General features: G+C 43.4%; 15 protein-coding genes. 8 read left to right on the top strand and 7 right to left on the bottom strand.

The genetic code is table 11. The annotated features are described in order from the left end of the window. Window positions 1–15: 15 nt before the first annotated feature. Window positions 16–378, bottom strand: coding sequence for a BlaI/MecI/CopY family transcriptional regulator (locus tag DR864_RS07750; RefSeq protein WP_114066420.1), 363 nt, complete (start codon window positions 376–378; stop codon window positions 16–18). A 139-nt stretch (window positions 379–517) separates the two neighbouring features. On the opposite strand from DR864_RS07750, the gene DR864_RS07745 reads away from it, so the two are divergent. The 4 genes from DR864_RS07745 to DR864_RS07730 all read left to right on the top strand — a co-directional run bounded on the left by DR864_RS07745 (window position 518) and on the right by DR864_RS07730 (window position 4,915). Then, window positions 518–1,360: a dienelactone hydrolase family protein gene (locus DR864_RS07745; RefSeq protein WP_114066419.1), complete on the top strand. Its 843-nt coding sequence runs from the start codon at window positions 518–520 to the stop codon at window positions 1,358–1,360. A gap of 328 nt (window positions 1,361–1,688) precedes the next feature. Further along, window positions 1,689–2,444 (top strand): Fe-S cluster assembly ATPase SufC, encoded by a 756-nt coding sequence (sufC, locus tag DR864_RS07740; RefSeq protein ID WP_114066418.1) that lies wholly within the window; start codon window positions 1,689–1,691, stop codon window positions 2,442–2,444. 79 nt (window positions 2,445–2,523) lie between these two features. Next, window positions 2,524–3,843 carry a Fe-S cluster assembly protein SufD gene (gene sufD / locus DR864_RS07735; RefSeq protein ID WP_114066417.1) on the top strand — a complete coding sequence of 440 codons (1,320 nt, stop codon included), beginning with the start codon at window positions 2,524–2,526 and terminating at the stop codon, window positions 3,841–3,843. 136 nt (window positions 3,844–3,979) lie between these two features. Further along, the gene (locus DR864_RS07730; protein ID WP_114066416.1) at window positions 3,980–4,915 is read left to right on the top strand and encodes a D-2-hydroxyacid dehydrogenase; all 936 of its coding nucleotides are present in this window, start codon (window positions 3,980–3,982) and stop codon (window positions 4,913–4,915) included. A gap of 96 nt (window positions 4,916–5,011) precedes the next feature. On the opposite strand, the gene DR864_RS07725 is transcribed toward DR864_RS07730, so the two are convergent. The 4 genes from DR864_RS07725 to DR864_RS07710 form a co-directional block, all read right to left on the bottom strand. Then, entirely contained in the window at window positions 5,012–5,854 is an 843-nt protein-coding gene (locus DR864_RS07725; RefSeq protein ID WP_114066415.1) for a hypothetical protein, read from the bottom strand. Window positions 5,855–6,128: 274 nt separating this feature from the next. Beyond that, complete coding sequence (locus DR864_RS07720) at window positions 6,129–6,563, bottom strand: hypothetical protein (protein ID WP_114066414.1); 435 nt, start codon at window positions 6,561–6,563, stop codon at window positions 6,129–6,131. A gap of 62 nt (window positions 6,564–6,625) precedes the next feature. Further along, window positions 6,626–7,759, bottom strand: a complete 1,134-nt coding sequence (locus tag DR864_RS07715) for a DUF3103 family protein (RefSeq protein WP_114066413.1) — start codon at window positions 7,757–7,759, stop codon at window positions 6,626–6,628. 151 nt (window positions 7,760–7,910) lie between these two features. Continuing rightward, a complete protein-coding gene (locus DR864_RS07710) occupies window positions 7,911–8,555 on the bottom strand; it encodes a Crp/Fnr family transcriptional regulator (RefSeq protein ID WP_114066412.1) in 645 nt (214 codons plus the stop codon). Between the two features lie 402 nt (window positions 8,556–8,957). Between DR864_RS07710 and DR864_RS07705 the strand changes: the two genes are divergently transcribed. Together DR864_RS07705 and DR864_RS07700 are read left to right on the top strand one after the other, a co-directional pair. Then, window positions 8,958–11,279, top strand: coding sequence for a glycoside hydrolase family 65 protein (locus DR864_RS07705; RefSeq protein WP_114066411.1), 2,322 nt, complete (start codon window positions 8,958–8,960; stop codon window positions 11,277–11,279). A 193-nt stretch (window positions 11,280–11,472) separates the two neighbouring features. Continuing rightward, a complete protein-coding gene (locus DR864_RS07700; RefSeq protein ID WP_114066410.1) occupies window positions 11,473–12,372 on the top strand; it encodes a glycosyltransferase family 2 protein in 900 nt (299 codons plus the stop codon). Between the two features lie 66 nt (window positions 12,373–12,438). Here DR864_RS07700 and DR864_RS07695 read toward each other — a convergent pair whose 3' ends face one another. Next, on the bottom strand, window positions 12,439–13,326 hold the full coding sequence (locus DR864_RS07695; RefSeq protein ID WP_229599544.1) for an alpha/beta hydrolase: 888 nt from the start codon (window positions 13,324–13,326) through the stop codon (window positions 12,439–12,441). A 259-nt stretch (window positions 13,327–13,585) separates the two neighbouring features. Then, on the bottom strand, window positions 13,586–14,179 hold the full coding sequence (locus DR864_RS07690) for a 2OG-Fe(II) oxygenase (protein ID WP_205319220.1): 594 nt from the start codon (window positions 14,177–14,179) through the stop codon (window positions 13,586–13,588). Between the two features lie 256 nt (window positions 14,180–14,435). Between DR864_RS07690 and DR864_RS07685 the strand changes: the two genes are divergently transcribed. Continuing rightward, window positions 14,436–14,963: a GNAT family N-acetyltransferase gene (locus DR864_RS07685; RefSeq protein ID WP_114066407.1), complete on the top strand. Its 528-nt coding sequence runs from the start codon at window positions 14,436–14,438 to the stop codon at window positions 14,961–14,963. A gap of 44 nt (window positions 14,964–15,007) precedes the next feature. Continuing rightward, window positions 15,008–15,520, top strand: coding sequence for an FKBP-type peptidyl-prolyl cis-trans isomerase (locus DR864_RS07680; protein ID WP_114066406.1), 513 nt, complete (start codon window positions 15,008–15,010; stop codon window positions 15,518–15,520). Window positions 15,521–15,532 lie beyond the last annotated feature (12 nt).

Below are 15,532 nucleotides of genomic sequence, written 5' to 3'. Positions count from 1 at the left end.
TTAATAGGTTTGCGGTTATTCGTTTTGTTCAATCATGCGCAGGATTTCCCGCAGTTCATCGGCACTTACTTTGTCGTTTTGGGCAAAATAAGACACCAGATTTTTGTAAGAGTTGTCAAAGTAGTCGCCAACCAATTTGTTGATAACGAACTGGTTTTGGTATTCTTCTTTGCTGATAAGCGGGAAATATTCATGCGTATTCCCAAACGAACGATGATTTACATAACCCTTTTCTTCGAGATTACGGATGATGGTCGAAACCGTGTTGTAATGCAGCGGCGGGTTGGTAAAATAAGGCAATAGGTCTTTCACAAAAGCACTTTCGGCTTTCCAGAGCGCCTGCATGATTTCCTCTTCTTTGTTGGTGAGCTTTTCCATAAAACAAACATATAACTATATTTATAGTTTACAAACTATTTTTATAGTTTTATTTTCAAGTATTGTTTTCTGAACCATTTTTGTCAATTTTGGTTAGAATTACGTGTTACTACAGTTGTTCACCTTATCACATTCAAAAATGAAAAAACTGATTCTCGTTGGGGCGATGTTTGCCATGCAGGCGTTTACCCCTCGTCCGCTGGAAGCGCCCATTCCATTGTGCCAAACCTCTGAGCACGACATGGCTATGCTGGGAGCTGATCCTGCTTTCCAGATGCTTCACGAAGCGCCGTTGCCTTTTCATTACGCGGGCAAAGGTGAGATGATTACCTTCGCAACTTCTGACGGCAAACCTGCGTCGGCGTTTTTTATCAAATCAGCAAAGAAATCGGATAAGTGGCTTTTCGTTTATCAAGAATGGTGGGGCCTGAATGACCACATCAAAAAAGAAGCTGAAACCTTCTATAATGACCTCGGCGACGTAAACGTACTGGCCCTTGATATGTACGATGGACAGGTGGGCACCACGCCGCAAGAAGCGGGTAAAATCATGCAATCCACGCCCAAAGAGCGCTTGGAGGCAATCATGAAAGGTGGTATTGCCTACGCAGGAAAAGACGCAAAAATTGCGAGTGTGGGCTGGTGCTTTGGCGGAATGCTGTCGTTGCAATCGGCCTTGCTGGAAGGAAAGCAGGCGGTGGGTTGCGTGATGTACTACGGCCGTCCTGAGCAAGATGTGGAAAAACTTAAGACCCTGAATGTAGACGTGTTGGGTATTTTTGGCAGTCAAGATCAAGGAATTCCACCGGCTACCGTTGCGAAATTTGAAGAAAATATGAAAACAGCGGGTAAGCAGGTCACGATTAAGATGTACGATGCCGTACACGGTTTTGCCAATCCAAGCAATCCCAAGCACGACCCAACCGCTACCGCCGATGCGTATAAAAACGCCTTGGGGTATTTGAAGAAGAAATTGAGTTGATTTACGTAGGGGCGGGCCTTGTGTCCGCCCTTTTTTTGTCACCTTCGCTGTAACTGGGCAGACGCAAGCGGCCGCCGCTGCGGGCCTGCCCCTACAGTATTCCTTTTTAAATTTATCATTTTTCTCGTTCTCCTGCAGTTCTTCGGTTTTGCGGTTTACAAAAAAGTTCTGAACCCACATTTTTATCAATTGTTCCCAACTTTTCCTTATTTAGAATTGTTATCAAATATCATAAGGGTTATTTGAACTCTTTGTTGTAATTTTGCAGACTTTTTCTGATATACTTCGGAGGTTTGCTCCGTCCTGAACAAGATAACATACACGTATTATGCTTACAATTACGGATTTACAAGCGTCGGTTGACGATAAAGAGATTTTGAAAGGAATCAATTTGGAAATCAAACCTGGCGAAGTCCACGCAATAATGGGCCCCAACGGCTCGGGCAAAAGTACCCTCGCATCGGTATTGGCGGGGCGTGAAGAATATGAAGTAACGGGAGGAAGTGTTGAATTTGAAGGGCAGGATTTGCTCGAAATGTCACCTGAAGAGCGCGCTGCGGCGGGAATCTTTTTGGCGTTTCAGTACCCTGTCGAAATTCCGGGCGTCACGACCATCAACTTCCTGAAAACTGCGCTCAACGAAATCCGCAAATCACGCGGGGAAGCGCCTTTGGACGCGGCTCAGTTTTTGAAACTCATGCGTGAAAAGGCCAAAATCGTTAACATCGACGATGCGCTGCTGAAACGCTCATTGAACGAAGGCTTTTCGGGTGGTGAGAAAAAACGCAACGAAATCTTCCAAATGGCAATGTTGGAGCCTAAATTGGCTATTCTCGACGAAACCGATTCTGGCTTAGATATTGACGCTTTACGGATTGTTGCTGAGGGAGTTAACAAACTTCGTTCGCCTGAGCGTGCGGTCATCGTAGTGACCCACTACCAACGTTTGCTTGACTACATCGTTCCCGATTACGTACACGTATTGTACAAAGGTCGTATTGTAAAATCGGGCTCGAAAGAACTCGCCTTTGAACTCGAAGAAAAGGGTTACGATTGGATCAAAGCCGAAGTGGCAGCGTTGTAAATGAGTTAATGGTTAAAAGTTAACGGTTAGGAAAAGTATATGGCTAACGGTTAATGATTGACAATCCTACAGGAAAAAAATGAGCAATATCCTCAATAACGATTTAAAACAACAACTCGTCGCAGATTTTCAGGCTACCGAAAGCCGCCTGAATGGTGAGGCCAAAACGGAAGTCCACCAAAAGCGCCGCGAAGCCATGCAGCGCTTTGAAGCGTTGGGTTTCCCGACCATCAAGCACGAGGAATGGAAATATAGCAACGTCAATAACCTGGTAAAACAGGCGTTTGATTTCAACGTAAAATCTGACTTTGGCCCGAACGATGTAGAAACGCTCGAAATTCCCAATTTGCAGGGCAACGTGCTGTATTTCGTCAACGGAAAGTACAATGCCGAGCTTTCAAGCATTGTTTCTCCCGAAAGCCAGTTGCAGATTCTTAATTTTGGTCGGGCGGTTAAAGAGAAACCCGAACTGTTGGCTACTTATTTTGCCCATTACGCCAATTACCAAGACGAAGCATTTACGGCCCTCAATACCGCTTTTGCGCACGACGGCGTGGTCGTTCACGTTCCCGCTGGCAAAGTCGTGGAAGAGCCTATCATTCTGCGTTTTATCACGGATGCCCGCACCGCCAATGCCGCATCGCAGCCGCGCAATTTGATTGTGGTTGGCAAAAACGCGGAAGTCAAAATGGCCGAAGCATTCCGAACCCTCGGCGACAACGGTTCGTTTACCAACGTGGTGACGGAAATTGTGGTGGAAGAAAATGCCAACGTTCAGTATTACAAAGTACAAAACGAGACCGAAAAGGCGTACCACATCGGCACAACGCAGGTGATTCAAAAAGACAAGAGTCATTTTTACGCCGTAACCGTGACCGTAAACGGGGGTTTTGTGCGCAACAACCTGAATATCGTTTTGGATGGACAACACTGCGAGTCTTTCATGTACGGGTTATATTTTCCGAACGGAAAACAGCACGTCGACAACCATACGCTCGTTGACCACGCCAAGCCCAATTCGTACAGCAATGAGTTGTACAAAGGTATTTTGAAAGATAAATCGACGGGGGTTTTCAACGGTAAAATCTTTGTGCGCGAGTACGCAAGTAAGACCAATGCGTATCAATCATGCCGCAACGTAGTGTTGTCGGACGAAGCTTCGATGAACACCAAACCGCAGTTGGAAATTTATAACGACGACGTAAAATGCTCGCACGGAACCACGACGGGAAAACTCAACGACGAAGCGATTTTTTACATGCGCTCACGCGGGATTCCCAAAGCCGAAGCCGTAACGCTGTTGATGTACGCTTTCTGCGAGGACGTAATCAGTCAAATCAAAATTGAATCAATTCGGGAATATTTATCGGGACTGATAGTTGAAAAATTGGCCCAGTAAATGGTTCTGAAAACCAATAGTGAATCCCTGTCGTGAGGCAGGGATTTTTTTACGGGCTTTTTTTGAGGGTAATTTTTCCTGTTTTATTGCTTTTGTGAATAGATAAAAAAGCTATTTACCAATTTCTTAATACACCGTGAAAATCGTTTTCTTAGACGCCCGTACCCTCGGCGATGTGCCCAATTTGGGCGAATTGAACGCCTTGGGCCAAACCATCCTGCATCCCGATACGCAACTTGAGCAAGTGGCGGAGCGCATTCAGGGCGCTGAAGTGGTGATTACCAACAAAGTAAAGGTGACGCGGGAGGCGATGACCAGTACGCCAACGCTTAAACTCATTTGTGTAGCGGCCACGGGCATGAACAACGTAGACCTGACGGCGGCGCATGAGTTGGGCATTCAGGTCAAAAACGTAAAAGGCTACTCGACCGACAGCGTGGCGCAGCAGACGTTTGCGTTGCTGTTGGCTTTGCTCAATTCTACGGCCTATTATGATGATTATGTAAAAACGGGAGAATATTCCAACGAGCGCATTTTTACACATTTGGGGCGTCCTTATTGGGAACTGAACGGAAAGCGTTTCGGGATATTGGGCTTGGGCGAAATCGGCCGACAGGTAGCGCGGATTGCCTTGGCTTTTGGCGCGGAGGTGGTGTATTTTTCGGCTTCGGGGCAGGAATATAACGTTATTTATGAGCGGTTGGAGTTGGATGAATTTCTCAAAACCTGCGATGTGATTTCCATTCACGCGCCGTTGAGCGCGGAGACAGAAAATTTGCTCAATTATGCGCGCATTTCTCAAATGAAACCTACGGCTTTGCTCCTCAATACCAGTCGTGGGGGCATTGTGAACGAAGCTGATTTGGCCAAAGCGCTTGACGATGAGTTGATTGCGGGGGCGGCCATTGATGTATTTACGCAGGAGCCGATTCCTGCCTCACACCCGTACATGCAATTGCAGAAAAAAGAAAAATTGCTGTTGGCACCGCACATTGCGTGGTCGAGCATCGAAGCCCGCACGCGATTGGTGCATAAGGTAGCCGAGAATATTCGGGGGTATTTGGCAGGATAGTTTTATCGTTACGGGCCGTTTTAGCAGCAGAAACCCGGTACGGTCTATTCCGCGCCACCATACGCTCAAAGAGCCGAAAAGACTACAACGCACCGCCTATGCCAAAAAAAGCACCCTTGATTCCGGCATATATTTCGTAAACATCATCTGAAAGTAGTTGGGAGTCCATGTTTTATTAGGCTCCTTTATTTCAAAATCAGGCACTTGCTTCAATAATAACTTTTCGGGCACCAACTCAAACGCAAAGTACTTTTTTTGGATGGCGATAATGGTGTCAACCAGCTCTTGGATGTCCATTGGGGCCTCATTCCACAGACAGGTAGGCGTAAACTCTTGGTACCTGTCTGCGTGTGTTTTGATGTATTTGTACAAAAAATTACCGTGCCATTCAGGAACTGAAATCTGATACTTTCTACTATCCTGTTCTATCAATTCATCGAATTTTTTTAATTTTTCAGCTAAGTATTCATCCAAATAAAAATCCGGCATTAGCCTTTTATCTTGTATCATTTGACTGATTCTTGCAGAAAATGAAATTTCTTCCAACTCTGCGGGTGTTTTGGCTGGTAGGCGTGGGATAGTAAATTCTTCTAAAAATTTCTTGTGCGATTTAATAAAATAGCAATAGTAGGGGCCTAACAGGCTGTAAAAGAATTGAATACGATATTCTCTGTCATCTTTTTGAAACATTAAGTAAAAGTTGAAATTTGGAGAGGTGTAGTAAGTCGGGTAATAGTCATTAAACCCTACAGTTTTATAGTCGGTATATTTTAGCTCGTGACAATAGTTGTCAACCGCTTCAAAGAAATGTTTTAGTTCGGGCTTTTTATGCCATTCATTAACTAAAGACTGTAATTTCAATGCCTTTGGGCTATCATCGAATCTGGGCCATTCATTGATGCCGTACGCTTGGATGATGCTTTGAATGTTCTCTTCCATACATTTAAAAAGTAAGTGCCTACAGGCATAAATGAAACATCCGTAGGCACTTACTTTTGGTGATATTTTTAATTGCTGCATTCAGAAACCCAATAGTTGAATAAAAAGGATTTAATGTACCTAAAATCTCCTTTCATACCCAACGGAAGGAACAATGGGAAACAGCGAAAACTGTTTTAGTTTTCCATTTTCAGGGGCTTTGTTGCATGGTTCGCATATCGTAGAGATTTTATCTACTTTATGGATTGTACAACTACACTCTGATGAGGAAAAGCTACTGCTTTGAAAAAAAATATTCAACATTCTTTATCACTCTTTTGGTCGTGTAGTGATATTCCTTATCAATGGTAAATTGAATATTCTTCTTGTCTTTGAACGCGTACGAGTAAACTTGAACTTTTCCAATAGCCTCTAACGGCAAAGTGGTTTCATCCTGTAAATCTATATTACATTGATCAGGGCCAAAGTTATATTCAAATGGATAAGAGACAGAGCCCACCGATAAATTGCCATTCCTTTTAGAATCGGTAAAATTCAAAATGATTTTAGGAGGGGCATCGTTAACTATTAACTGATTATTGGTATCTGTGTATTGAAACCGTTCTAAACGCCAAGAACCTTCCAACTTTTTACCTACTGTAACGTAGTCGGGTTTACAAGAGATTCCGATAATTCCTAACAGGAGAAATAAATAAAAGATTTTTGCCATTTTTTTAAAGTTTGTACAACGTAACCAGTTTAATTTAAACCGGTTACGTTGTGAATTAATTGTTAATTTTCAAGTGTAAATTGAATGCTTCCATCACTAATTGAACTCGGTGAGGATTTTGTATAATGAATTAACTCGCCTGCAAGCTTTTTGTCTTGTGCCTTGTAAGTCAACTTGAACGATGCCGTTTGGGATGAACTACCTTCTATACCTGCACCACTTGCTTTTGTACCCTGTGTAACCCCAACTGTAAATTCTTGAGTTGTACCATCGTCATCAATTTCATAAGATTGGATATAATAATCTGGTCCATGGTTTGCATCAAAATACCACTCAAAAAGATTTAATGTTTGCGTCCAAGCGGATAGTGTATAACCATTGGAAGCATGGCTTCTACTTGGCGGATATTCCATTTTTGTAAAAGCAAGAAATGCTGAGGAAAATGAATCATTATAGACAACTCCTTCAAATCGTAACTCTGGTGCACCGTAATACCATGATTCTATAGCGCCTAAATTTGGACATTTAATCCAAGTGATTTTCTCGTAGTTACCAGATGTTCTGGCATTTTTGGTTTTTTTGGTTTTTGTGTCATAGTTCAATCGTTCATTGTTACCAACTACAATCACAGGGACATTGGGTTCTGCCTTTGCATCTAGCAAATAGGTTTTGCCATTTGAGTCGAATGCTTTTAAGTATTTTGTTTCTTTCTCACTAACGCCAATTGCAACTGCTACTAAAGGTTGTTGACGGGAATCATCCCAATTATCAATCAATATGGGAATAGAGATGTTTAATTTTTCGTTTTTTATGGCATTATCAAACACTTCTTTTCCTTTGGCATAACCATTTGGAGCGTTTTTCTTAATTCTTTCAGAAAATTTATCATTTCCGATTTTGAATTCAGCTACTCTACTTACTAAAATATCAAAATCACCATCAAATGTTTTGTTAGCTTCTTGTTTAAGAAAGGCTCGAATATCTTTTTGTTTTAATGATAAAGCCAATAATTTGGCAAACTCCTCTGCTTCAATAGTCTCTGTGGCAGTTACTCGCGCAGATGAGACATCAGAAATAGCGTATGCTGTTTGAGGAATTAATAGTTGTTCCTGAGTGATTGAATCAGGGATAGCATCATTTTTATTACATGAATAAAACAAGGATGCAAGACTTACAAAAAACACTAACTTTTTCATACTTTTGTGTTGGTTTAATTTATGAAACGATTAGACTCATAAGCCTCCCACGTCCGCCAAGATGTTTGGGGGGCTTACTTGTTACAAATCAAATAACTATTTTCAAAAACCCAAGGTAGTTTAAACTACCAAATACAGCAAGTGTCAAAAGTTATGCTTTTTTGTGGGTGAGCTGCTTTCGTATTTTACACAGCGTCACGCGGTGAATGCCTAGATAAGATGCGATGTGCTTTACCTTCAGGCGATTGGGTAAATTCGGATGATGTGCCAAAAATGCTTCATATCGCTCATGGGGCGTACGATAACGAAGCAAAGCCGCACGAGCGTGATGTAATTCTAACAAATGACCGTACAAACCGCAAAAAGCGTGGCTTAGCTCTGGATACAGGCCAAAAAGGCGTTGCAAATCCTCAAATCCTATCGAATACAAAACGCTAGGCTCTTCGGTACAGATAGATTCTGTGGAGGGTTTTTGAGAAAAAAAACTGCTGAACACGCAAAAGAAATCTCCTTCTTGGTAAAGACCCGTCGTTATATCATTAGTATCAGTATCAGTATCAGTATCAGTATCAGTATCAGTATCATAAAAAGAACGTACTAACCCTGATTCAATCCAATACATACGGTCGTTGGTGTGCCCTTCCTGAACGAGCAATTCCAGCTCTGAAAGCGAATGAATGTCGAGGCATTTTGCAAATGCGATTTTACAGTCGTCGGTTTGCAATGCGTATCTCTCAATAGTTTCAAAAATCTCGCCAGAAACAAATGGTGCTGTTCCTAAAAAAAATGGTGACATGAATGGATAAGCCTTTTCATTGAAAAAATTCAATTTTGAGAGCTTTTCAAACGGAGGAGTAATGCTGATAAAATTATAAAAAAATAATCGGTTTTAAAAAATGTGTAGGGTGTTTAAGGGCTATAATCTCGGTGAAACCTACCTATTTGCCGGTGAAATGATTGTTTTAATGCACAATGAATGCAGAAAAGTATGTTTAATAATACAAAAAATTGCGTTGCGTACTCAAAAAGTAAGGGCTTTTGAAAAGGAAGAATAAGTCAAAAAGTACAATTGTTTAAGTTCAAACCAGTGAGCTGTTTTTGTCCTAAAGAGTCAACATATTGTTAATTATTGACAAAATAGATACAAAAACCTTCGTGGTAAATTTCTACTTTTGGGGCTTCAACTGACCTTGTCCCAATGAAAAATTATATAAAGCACGACCCTTGGTGTATTATTGAAGATGGCTTTTATGCCGAATACAACGAAATCACCGAAAGCCTCACGAGCCTTGGCAACGGCCGCATGGGGCAACGTGGTAATTTTGAAGAAAAATTTACGGGAAAAACCCTGCTCGGAAACTACGTAGCGGGGGTTTTTTATCCCGATAAGACCCGCGTAGGCTGGTGGAAAAACGGCTATCCGCGCTACTTCGCCAAAGTCCTCAATGCCTGCAATTGGATTGGCATTGACGTGCAAATCGACGGTGAAACGCTTGATTTGGGCCTGTGCCCCGTCTCCGAATATTCGCGGGTACTCAACATGAAAGAGGGGATATTGGAGCGTACCTTCGTGGCCTCCCTGTCGGACGGGAAGCAGGTACGTGTTCATTCTCAGCGGTTTTGTAGCATTGTCGACGACGAAGCGGGGGCGATTCGCTACGCCATTACGCTACTCAATTTTGACGGAAAAATAACCCTCACGCCTTACTTAGACGGGGATATAAGCAACAAAGACTCCAATTACGGCGAAAAATTCTGGGACGAAATCCGTAAGGAAACCGCCTTTGGAGAAGCGTATCTAGAAATGCGAACCAAGGATACGCCGTTTAAGACGGAGCTTTTCAACGTCTGTACGGGAATGAAAATAGACCTTACCCTTAATGGCGAACCCGTTGATTTTCAATCTAAACCCGTTAAGGCGGAGAAGTTTGTGGCCTGCAAGGTAGAAATAGAAGCCAAAGCGGGTGAAGAAGTGGCGTTGTATAAATATGCCGTAAATCTGGCGTCTTTAAATCATCCGACCGACCGGTTACTCGCTAACGCTAAGGCCTATGTTGAGCGAATTGCCGACAAAGGTTTTGCGCAAATGAAGGCCGAGCAGATAGAAGCATGGGCGGAGCGTTGGGACAAAAACGATATTGTCATTGAAGGCGATGATGCCGCGCAGCAGGGGATTCGCTTTAATATTTTTCAACTCGAACAAACCTACACCGGCGAGGACGACCGCCTCAACATCGGCCCAAAGGGCTTTACGGGTGAGAAATACGGCGGCAGTACCTATTGGGACACGGAAGCCTACTGTTTACCTTTTTATTTGGCAACTGCCGACCAAAAAGTAGCGCGTAATCTGCTTATTTACCGTCATAAGCACCTACAAAAAGCCATCGAAAATGCGGCTAATTTGGGCTTTAAAGACGGTGCCGCCCTGTACCCGATGGTGACCATGACGGGCGAAGAATGCCACAACGAATGGGAAATTACCTTTGAAGAAATCCACCGCAACGGAGCCATTGCGTATGCCATTTATGATTACATTCGGCACACAGGCGATGAGGGTTATTTGGCCGAATACGGTTTGGAAGTCTTGATTGGCATTGCGCGTTTCTGGGCGCAGCGGGTCAATTGGTCGAGCGATAAACAAAAATATGTCATGCTCGGCGTAACGGGGCCCAACGAATATGAAAACAACGTTAACAATAACTTCTACACCAATTACTTGGCGGTGTGGTGTTTGCGGTTTACGTTGGAAGGAATCAGGAGCTGGAAGTCAGAAGTGAGTGAATTGTTGCAAAAAATCAATTTTGATTTTGAGGTTGAAACTGCTAAATGGCAGCATATCATTGACAATATGCATTACCCTTATGATGCCCAGCGGCAGGTGTATTTGCAGCAAGATGGGTTTCTGGATAAAGAATTACTCACTGTCGACGACATCACCGAGCACCGGCCCATCAACCAAAAATGGTCGTGGGATCGGATTCTGCGCAGTTGTTTTATCAAGCAGGCCGACGTGCTTCAGGGGTTGTACTTCTTTGAGGAAGATTTTGACCTCGACACCATCCGTCGAAACTTTGATTTCTACGAGCCTATGACCGTGCATGAGTCGTCGCTGTCGCCGTGTGTACACGTGATTTTGGCGGCGATGTTGGGTTACAAAGAAAAAGCCTACGAAATGTACCTGCGTACCTCACGCCTTGACCTCGACGATTACAACAACGATACAGAAGATGGTTTGCACATTACAAGTATGGCGGGAACGTGGATGTCGGTCATCAAAGGTTTTGCGGGGATGCGGATTCGAAACGGCGTGCTTTCGTTTGCGCCTTATTTGCCCGACCAATGGCAAGGATATTCGTTTCGGATTACTTTCAAGGGACAGATAATTCGGGTTTCGGTCAAGCCTGAAGCAATCGAAGTGGAGAATTTTTCGAACCTACCCGTGTCGTTTGCCGTCAACGAAAATTTGGTAGAATTAGAAGCAAATGGTCATAGGACGCTCATAATCACGGTAAAAAAGTAGATATAAACAATTTATATTGCAGACGCCGGCAGGGTTTAACCTTGTCGGCGTTCATTTTTTAGGGCTGATTGGTGGGGAGGTTATCCTATCGGTCTTTTTGTAAAAAAATGAGGGTTGAGTGCAACAAATTGAAGTGGTTGTGCGTAGGGGCTTATAGATTGTATGTTATTCCGCCACCATTATTAATTCTGTCATGATCGAATATGTAAAAAGTTCGAAGGTATCCCCCTCGCCTTTGTTTTCCATCATCATTCCTACGTGGAATAATCTGTCCTACTTACAAACCTGCATCAGGAGCATCCGCCAAAACTCTGCGTATCCTCATCAAATTGTTTTGCACATCAATGAAGGCAAAGACGGCACGCCCGAGTGGGCAAAAAAAGAAGGGATAGATTACAGTATTTCAGCCGAAAATGTAGGTATATGTATGGGCTGTAACGCCGCTTTTTCGTTAACCCAAGCGGATTATGTGCTCTACATGAACGATGACATGTATGCCTGTCCCGACTGGGATACTCATCTGTTTCAGGCTATTAAAGACTACGGAAAAGATGATTTTTATTTTTCAGGCACGCAGATAGAGCGGCATCCCAACCCCTACGGTTACGTAATCGGCGGCCATGATTATGGCGATTCACTGCAAAATTTTCAGGAAAATAAACTATTGAAAGAATATAAGAACTTGGCCGTGGCTGATTGGCAGGGGGCTTCATTTCCGCCCAGCGTGATGCACCGCCATACGTGGAACCTGATTGGTGGATTCAGCATTGAATTCAGCCCAGGTATGTATTCTGACCCTGACATTAGCCGTAAAATGTGGGAAGTGGGCATTCGGAATTTTAAGGGAATCGGCAATAGTTTGGTCTATCATTTTGGTTCTAAGTCTGTTAGCCGTATTACCCATAATCCAGGCCGGAAGCAGTTTCTGAGAAAATGGGGCGTAACCGCCCGTACTTTCTACGACTTTTACCTCAATTTTTACAGTAAAAATCGTACAAGTTTTGCCGTATCCAATTCATTTACCTCCAATTCAGACATATTTCGGTTTAAATTTAAAGTGTTTTTAGACCGAATACGATTATACTTTTGGTAAAAATCGGCGCGGCCTTTGATGAACATAATGCATCAAAGGCCGCGCCTCATTGGGATTATTCCCGTTTTATTGAATATATCCCATTCCAACCAGCCATTGATGGCAGCTTTCTGGCCAACTATGTACCGAGCCTTTGAGTTTTTTTGCCAGTCCAAACCCATGTCCACCGTTTTCGTAAAGTAGCATTGACGCGGGAATGCGAAGTTTGCGAAGGGCGTCATAATACAACATACTGTTCTCTACGGGTACTCCTTTATCGTCGGTGGCGTGGACGAGTAGGGTAGGAGGCGTTTGGGCGGATACCTGTTTTTCGGCCGAATAATGCTCTAATTGTTCAGGTGAAGGCGTTTTTCCAAATAATCTTTCAAATGACCCCGCGTGCTTAAATGGGCCCGAAGTAATCACGGGATACATCAAAATGGAGAAATTAGGCTTGCACGCTTGCGCGTCAGACAGATTTTCGAAGCCTTTTAATTCTTTGGCCTGATGCCAAAGCGTGCTGACTGTGGCGGCCAAATGTCCCCCTGCCGAAAAGCCCATAATGCCAATACGATTGGGGTCAATCTTGTATTTATCGGCGCTTTCCCGAATTATTTTAATACCCTGAAGGGCATCCTGAAGGGCCACTTCGTGTTTGTTAGACCAAAGTTTATCGTCGGGTAATCGATATTTCAATACAAATGCCGTCACACCGATGCTATTGAACCACTTTGCCACATCTACACCCTCATGGCCCGATGCTTCGATAGCGTAGCCGCCGCCTGGGCATATCATCACCGCCGCACCATTGGGAGTGGTAGGAACATAGACCGAAAGCGTTGGAAAAACAATATTGCTGATTCGTAAAATACCGTCGTTGCCTACTTCGATTTTTTCTTGAACTGAGCGATTTTGTAAATCATTGGGCATCTGTCCATTGGACCAAAGAGAAATGACGGTTTGGGAACGCGACATGGTGGAATGCAGGCTAAAAAATAATAATGGTAAAACGAAAACTAAACGATAACAGCGCGGCATAACGGTTAGGAAGTTGAAAAATAAAGGAATTTATTTTTGTATTTCTTAAAAAGCACTTAATTCACAAAAGCTAACCTATTTTGTAAATATTGGTTCATTGATTTTGGAAAAATAGAGATTGAAAATTTATCAGAAAAACACTTGTTGCCTTTGATGATCAATTGTTTATGGGGGTGTTTTTGAATTTTCATTTTTATTAATAGGTTTTGAGCCAGCCCGTCAAACTGAGGCGCTCGTGCGTAGCGGGAAGAACTTCATGCTCCAATATATCGGCTTCAAAGCAAACCAATCTGCCGCCAACGGGGGAGATTTTGACGGGTGGTTTATTAGGCAAATAAATCACCAACTCGCCGCCATCAGTGGCCTGCCAATCCTCATTCAAATAACAGACGACTGATATTTTGCGGTGCGAATCGGTTTTGAAACGGTCGAGGTGGCGTTTATAAAAAGCCCCGATGGGGTACAATGCGTAGTGAAACTCAAAATCTTTCAGGCCCAAATAACAGCTTTGATTGAGGCTTTGAATCAGCGCGTTGATTTTTTTGTAGTAAACCTGCTCTATTTCAACGACCGAAAATTCCTCTAACCACAAAATTTGGTCGCCTCGCACTAGGACTTGGATATGCTGGCCACTGCCCTGCCCAATGCCCGCTTCCTTAAAACTGCCCGCGGCGTGGCGTTTTCTAAGATTAATGACCAAGCCATTTATTTCTTCGGAGGTCAGAAAAGAATCAATCACTCCGTAGCTCTGCCCAGAAAGACTATCCATCAGATTATCAAACAATTCCATAGTTTGTATTGATAACCAAGTTGTCTTCCAACAAATGACTCTCAACGGTTAGGGGAGAAGCTTTGTTGCTATCCTTGCTCAAAAGTAGACATTTTTTTACCTTTGTTACGCAATCTAACTTTATTGCCTCTGCAACTCACAACTTTCATCTCATTGCCTGATAGGGTGGCGTAACGGCGCTGAGCCGTATTGATTACTTTGTGGATACATTTCACAAAGCATAACTGTATTGTTTACGTCCAACTAATCTTTTCCCATGTTTCAGTTAGAATCAACTCGTTTGCGGTTAATTCCGCTCAATACTACCCAATTGCAACTACACGCGGCTGACTACGACGCGCTTCAACGCTCGTTGGGGCTGGTTCCGCGCCCAATGCAGATGGAAGAATATTTTCAGAATGAATTTGAGGATGCATTGGCCAATTATTGGCTACCCGAAACCGCCGCCAACGCCTCGCGGTATGAATGGTTTACCAATTGGCTCATCGTGAACAAAGCGGAGAATTGCGTAGCTGGCGGAATCGGCGTGGCAGGCTTGCCCAATGACCAAGGCGAAACGGAAATTGGCTACGGAATCGACCAAAATTTTCGGGGGCAGGGAGTTGCTACCGAAGCGCTGGAATGTCTGGCAGAATGGGCGTTTAAACACCGTGCTTTGAAGGCGTTGATTGCGCATACTCCTGTGGCGCTGGTCAATTCACAACGGGTTTTGATGAAAGCCGGTTTTGAGCAAATAAGTGAAAATGAAGGGCTTATTTTGTGGCGAAAATTAAACGCAAATTAGGTATCACTCCCGAAAAACCGTAGGTTTGCTAAAAATTTGTATCAATGAAAATAGCACCCAATCAAGTCGTAGCTGTAACCTACGAACTGAGTCTTTTAAACGACGGCGACGAATGGCAAATGGTCGAAACCGTTGGTGATGACCAACCTATGTATTTTATTCAAGGCATGAGTGGCCTTCCCGAAGCATTTGAAGACCGATTGAATGGTCTTGCCGAAGGCGATACTTTTGACTTTAAATTAGACCCAGAACAGGGTTACGGAGATTATGACACCGAAGCCGTTGCGGAGATTCCGTTGGAGGTATTCAAAGTGGATGGCAAACTTCAGGAAGACATCCTCCAAGTAGGCAATATGGTTCCGATGACCAATGAAGAAGGACATCGTTTGATGGGCCAAATCGTTGAAATTGACGAAGAGTTTGTCTTGATGGATTTTAACCATCCATTGGCAGGACGTGAAATGCATTTTGTTGGAAAAGTACACAAAGTACGTGCTGCTACCGCAGAAGAACTGGAGCATGGCCACGTCCACGGCGACGGTGGAGTGCATCACTAAGAAGCTAATGTC

Origin of the sequence: Runella rosea, assembly GCF_003325355.1 — a bacterium.
Taxonomy (GTDB): Bacteria; Bacteroidota; Bacteroidia; order Cytophagales; family Spirosomataceae; genus Runella; species Runella rosea.
The sequence above is the reverse complement of the archived record's forward strand: the minus strand, read 5'-3'. Positions and strand labels throughout refer to the sequence as shown.

What these genes read in the sequence shown, in the direction of transcription:
- DR864_RS07705 (WP_114066411.1), top strand. Translation starts at nt 8,958, where the DNA reads ATGAAAAATTATATAAAGCACGACCCTTGGTGTATTATTGAAGATGGC.
- DR864_RS07695 (WP_229599544.1), bottom strand. Translation starts at nt 13,326, where the DNA reads ATGTCGCGTTCCCAAACCGTCATTTCTCTTTGGTCCAATGGACAGATG.
- sufC (WP_114066418.1), top strand. Translation starts at nt 1,689, where the DNA reads ATGCTTACAATTACGGATTTACAAGCGTCGGTTGACGATAAAGAGATT.
- DR864_RS07710 (WP_114066412.1), bottom strand. Translation starts at nt 8,555, where the DNA reads ATGTCACCATTTTTTTTAGGAACAGCACCATTTGTTTCTGGCGAGATT.
- DR864_RS07750 (WP_114066420.1), bottom strand. Translation starts at nt 378, where the DNA reads ATGGAAAAGCTCACCAACAAAGAAGAGGAAATCATGCAGGCGCTCTGG.
- DR864_RS07690 (WP_205319220.1), bottom strand. Translation starts at nt 14,179, where the DNA reads ATGGAATTGTTTGATAATCTGATGGATAGTCTTTCTGGGCAGAGCTAC.
- DR864_RS07745 (WP_114066419.1), top strand. Translation starts at nt 518, where the DNA reads ATGAAAAAACTGATTCTCGTTGGGGCGATGTTTGCCATGCAGGCGTTT.
- DR864_RS07725 (WP_114066415.1), bottom strand. Translation starts at nt 5,854, where the DNA reads ATGGAAGAGAACATTCAAAGCATCATCCAAGCGTACGGCATCAATGAA.
- DR864_RS07685 (WP_114066407.1), top strand. Translation starts at nt 14,436, where the DNA reads ATGTTTCAGTTAGAATCAACTCGTTTGCGGTTAATTCCGCTCAATACT.
- sufD (WP_114066417.1), top strand. Translation starts at nt 2,524, where the DNA reads ATGAGCAATATCCTCAATAACGATTTAAAACAACAACTCGTCGCAGAT.
- DR864_RS07700 (WP_114066410.1), top strand. Translation starts at nt 11,473, where the DNA reads ATGATCGAATATGTAAAAAGTTCGAAGGTATCCCCCTCGCCTTTGTTT.
- DR864_RS07680 (WP_114066406.1), top strand. Translation starts at nt 15,008, where the DNA reads ATGAAAATAGCACCCAATCAAGTCGTAGCTGTAACCTACGAACTGAGT.
- DR864_RS07715 (WP_114066413.1), bottom strand. Translation starts at nt 7,759, where the DNA reads ATGAAAAAGTTAGTGTTTTTTGTAAGTCTTGCATCCTTGTTTTATTCA.
- DR864_RS07720 (WP_114066414.1), bottom strand. Translation starts at nt 6,563, where the DNA reads ATGGCAAAAATCTTTTATTTATTTCTCCTGTTAGGAATTATCGGAATC.